The organism is Corynebacterium sp., from assembly GCF_030826625.1.
Taxonomy (GTDB): Bacteria; Actinomycetota; Actinomycetes; order Mycobacteriales; family Mycobacteriaceae; genus Corynebacterium.
This window is the reverse complement of sequence record NZ_JAPJNQ010000115.1, coordinates 1-3,990: the sequence shown is the minus strand read 5'-3', so window position 1 is coordinate 3,990 and position 3,990 is coordinate 1. Positions and strand designations below refer to the sequence as shown.

The window sequence follows — 3,990 nt, the reverse complement described above, 5'->3', positions numbered from 1 at the left end:
TTGAAGCCCAAACCGCCTAGAATTAAACCAGTCCAACTTTCGGGGGCCAGTTCATTCAGCAAGTCTATTTGTAAAAAGACCCCAAAAACAAGATCACCGACGGTTCGATCGGAGTCTAAGGCTCCGGCTCTTATCAACACCGCGACGGGGCGAAGGCCCCCGATCAGCCCCGCGGTGGCGGCGCCATCCCCAGCGCAACGTCCACGAAATCATCGAGTTTTTGCTGGTCCTCTCCACGCAACAAGATCGCCAACATCCGCATAAGGCCGTGGGCTATTTCTTGCTGCTCGTTTTGGGGGAGCACTCACTCTGCCCAGCGAGTTCTCCACCCTCTACACCCGCACCCTCTACACCTGCGCCCTTGGGCGGGCAGAGCGCATCCACCCCGGCTTGGTAATTACCTTTGCGCAGTTGTTGGAACACACTAATTGCTTCCAGCCAGGCGCATTCTTTGTCGACTGCTTGCGACATCGCAGGCTCCTTCCTTGCAGGCGGGACTAGTTCACGCAAACTTTGTTAAACTTCATGCTACTGAACTTAATTGTTCATTATGTCTATCTACTGATTATCCGCAAGCCTACTAGGTACAAAGAAAGGATGTTGCGCATGAACAACCCAGCAACTGACAACACCCAAACAGCGGCCACCCAGGCAGCGCCGACACAGGAAGCGTCGGCAAGCAAGAAAAAGCAGATCACGGTGCTGGTCGGCAGTCTGCGCGGCGGATCATTCGCGCGCAAAATCGCCAAACAAGCCATCGAATTACTACCAGCAGACTGCACCGGCAGCATCGTCGAAATTGGGCACCTGCCGCTGTACAACTTCGACTACGACGACCCAGAAGTCACCGCGGTGCAGACCCCAGATTCCTACACCGAATTCCGTGAAACCATCAAGACCTCCGACGGAATCTTGTTCGTGACCTCAGAAAACAACCGCACCATCCCCGCCTGCCTGAAAAACGCCATCGACATCGGATCCAAACCGAACTCCGACGTTGCCTGGAAAAACCTCCCGGCCGGCATCATCAGCCACTCCGTCGGCCGCATGGGCGGCTACAGCTCGCAGAAGAACCTGCGCCTAGCACTCTCCTACTTCGACATGCCCACCCCAGGCCAGCCAGAGGTCTTCCTGGGACAATCGCCGAGCTTGCTTGACGACGCCGGCACGTTCAACAACGACAAAACCCGCGACTTCGTCGCTGACTACCTGCAGCGCTTCGCCGAACTCATACGCTAGGCACGCGCCACGGCTCTAGCACCACAGCTCTAGACTGACAGCATGAGCCTCATGCGGGATAAATCTTTGTGGCGCCAAGTACTGGTGCAAACACCTGTACTGGTGCTGTTGTCACTCGCAGACGTTGATTTCGACCCCGGGCTTACCTCGCAGCCTCCGGGTGCACTTACCGCAGCTGTCACCGCGGTGCTCTGGGTGGGTTTGTTGTGGCAACGCCGCCGCCCGGAACCAGCGCTGATGCTATTGGCGGCAACGCTGACCGTACTGGCGGTTGCCACCAATGGGTTTTCGCTGCTGGGCTATGCGGTGGTCTGTTGGCAAGCATATTTCATCGCCGCCTACCTGCCGGTGCGCCGCAAACTCTGGGTGGCATTGCTGCTGCTCGGCGCCGTCGGCGCACTGGTGCTGTCCGCGGTGCGCAGCTATTTTTTCGCACACCAAAATCTCGGGCTGGATAACGCCCTTGGCCTACAACAATTTTTCGTTTTCTATTCCGCACTCATCTTCATCACCCTCCTTTCCATCGCGCTGTGTTGGCAGTTGGGGCTGCGTAGCCGCCGTCGACGCCTGCGCTTAGAAGAACTCCACGCCCGCGCGGAACTCGCCGCAGTCACCGAGCGCACCCGCATCGCCCGCGAGATGCACGATATTGTCGCCCACTCGCTCACCGCGGTTATCGCGCAGGCCGACGGCGGGCGCTACGTCGCGCGCCATAACCCCGAGGCCGCGCTGCAGGCTTTAACCACCATTTCGCACACCGGCCGGGACGCATTGACGCAAATGCGCCAGTTGCTCAGTGTTTTGCGTGACGACGACACCCGCGAGACATCCTCGTCGCCGGGTCTGGAACGCATCGAAGAATTGTTGCACGAGGCCCGGCGCGGCGGCGTGCATATCGATTGGCACGAGACCGGCACCCGTCGGCAGTTGGACCCTGCCCGTGGATTGACGGTGTATCGCATCGTGCAGGAGGCACTGACCAACATCATGAAGCATGCCGGGCCCACCGATGCGCGCCTGGAAATCGACTGGTCTGCGGCTTCGTCGGTACGCGTGAGCATCGACAATGCCCCAGGCACCGGTGTGTATGAGTCCGCGGATTCTACAGGTCGTGGTTTGCAGGGCATGCGTGAGCGCGCCCGCATCCATGGTGGCACCGCGCGCTGGGGCGACTCGCAGTATTATGAAGGCGGTTTCAACGTCACGGTGGAGATTCCAACATGAGCAGCCAAAGGATGAACATGGACACGACGCACCCCATCACAGTCGGGCTTGCCGACGATCAACCGCTGGTGCGCACCGGTTTTGCCATGGTGCTGGATTCGCAGGACGACATCACGGTGGCCTGGCAAGCCGACAACGGCACGGTGGCTATCAACCAGGCAGCAAATGATCCGGTGGACGTGGTGTTGATGGATATTCAAATGCCGGACACCGATGGCATCACCGCAACCCGTGAAATTTTAAAAATTCACCCGGATACGCGCATCATCGTCTTGACGACGTTTGAAAACGACGATTATATTGTCGGCGCAATCGAAGCCGGTGCCAGCGGATACCTGCTGAAAGACAGCGAACCGGAAGATCTGCTTCAGGCAGTGCGTACCGTGGATGAATCCACAGCGATCATCTCTCCGAAAGCCACTGCCCGCCTGTTGCGCAGCATGCGCTCTGGCAACGCTGGGGGCGCGGCCAGTGTGGGAGGCGCAGCCAACGCAGCCAGTGTGGGCGTCGACAAGCAGCACCGCTCCAGCGACAACTCTGCAAGCGACAACGCCGCAACAGAACCGCTTACCCCGCGCGAGACAGAAATCTTGCAGTTGATGGCCCGCGGGCTGTCAAACCAAGAAATTTCGCAGGAACTATTCGTCTCCATGCCGACGGTGAAAACGCACGTCACGCACATTTTGCGGAAAACCAACTCGCGCGACCGGGTGCAAGCGGTGCTCTATGCCGTGCATCATGGGCTGGGCTAAGCTGGGCCGCCCCGGAGGCTGCCCCCTGGGGGCTGGGCCGCACGCACCGCACTGCCCCACAAAGCACAACCTCATACTGCGGTATGAGGCACGAATTTCCACCCGCAGCACTATATACACCGCCGTCGCCTGCTGCCATACTGGTGGCATGATCACAGTTAAACAACTAACCAAAAAGTATGGCGCGAAAACCGCCATCAAAGATTTGACGTTCCAGGTCCCCGACGGGGCGGTCACGGGCTTCCTGGGGCCCAACGGTTCCGGCAAGTCGACGTCTATGCGCTGCATCCTCGGGTTGGATAAGCCCAGCAGCGGGCAGGCCTTCGTGGACGGCACGGAGTTTTCCCGGGTGCGCAACAAACCCGCGCAGGTCGGCGCTTTGCTGGAAGCCACCTGGTTTAACCCAGGCCGCAGCGGGCGCGCCCACTTGCGGGTGCTGGCCTACGGCGCGGGAATCTCTGCTGCGCGTGTCGACGAATGCCTGGAACTCGTGGGCCTTTCCGATGCCGCAAACAAGAAGATCGGCGGATACTCACTGGGCATGAAACAACGCCTCGGTTTGGCCGGCGCACTGTTGGGTGATCCAAAGCACCTGATCCTCGACGAGCCAGTCAACGGCCTGGACCCAGAAGGGGTGAGCTGGATGCGGCACACCATCCGCCACCTGGCTAGTGAAGGCCGCGCGGTGCTGGTTTCCTCGCACTTGCTTTCCGAAATGGAGCAGACCGCCGACCGCCTAGTGGTGATTGGTCGCGGTGAAATGATCGGCGAATAC

The 3,990-nt window shown here is 59.5% G+C and carries 5 protein-coding genes; 4 read left to right on the top strand and 1 reads right to left on the bottom strand.

What is annotated here, in order from left to right; translation table 11 throughout:
* Positions 1–273 precede the first annotated feature (273 nt).
* The gene (locus tag RCH87_RS10250) at positions 274–471 is read right to left on the bottom strand and encodes a hypothetical protein (RefSeq protein ID WP_306516599.1); all 198 of its coding nucleotides are present in this window, start codon (positions 469–471) and stop codon (positions 274–276) included.
* A gap of 126 nt (positions 472–597) precedes the next feature.
* On the opposite strand from RCH87_RS10250, the gene RCH87_RS10245 reads away from it, so the two are divergent.
* From RCH87_RS10245 to RCH87_RS10230, 4 genes are all read left to right on the top strand, one after another.
* Positions 598–1,239: an NADPH-dependent FMN reductase gene (locus RCH87_RS10245; protein WP_306516598.1), complete on the top strand. Its 642-nt coding sequence runs from the start codon at positions 598–600 to the stop codon at positions 1,237–1,239.
* A gap of 42 nt (positions 1,240–1,281) precedes the next feature.
* Positions 1,282–2,463 (top strand): sensor histidine kinase, encoded by a 1,182-nt coding sequence (locus RCH87_RS10240; RefSeq protein ID WP_306516597.1) that lies wholly within the window; start codon positions 1,282–1,284, stop codon positions 2,461–2,463.
* A gap of 17 nt (positions 2,464–2,480) precedes the next feature.
* A complete protein-coding gene (locus RCH87_RS10235) occupies positions 2,481–3,215 on the top strand; it encodes a response regulator transcription factor (RefSeq protein ID WP_306516595.1) in 735 nt (244 codons plus the stop codon).
* 148 nt (positions 3,216–3,363) lie between these two features.
* Positions 3,364–3,990, top strand: a 627-nt coding sequence (locus tag RCH87_RS10230; protein WP_306516594.1) for an ABC transporter ATP-binding protein, incomplete at its 3' end; no start/stop codon positions are given.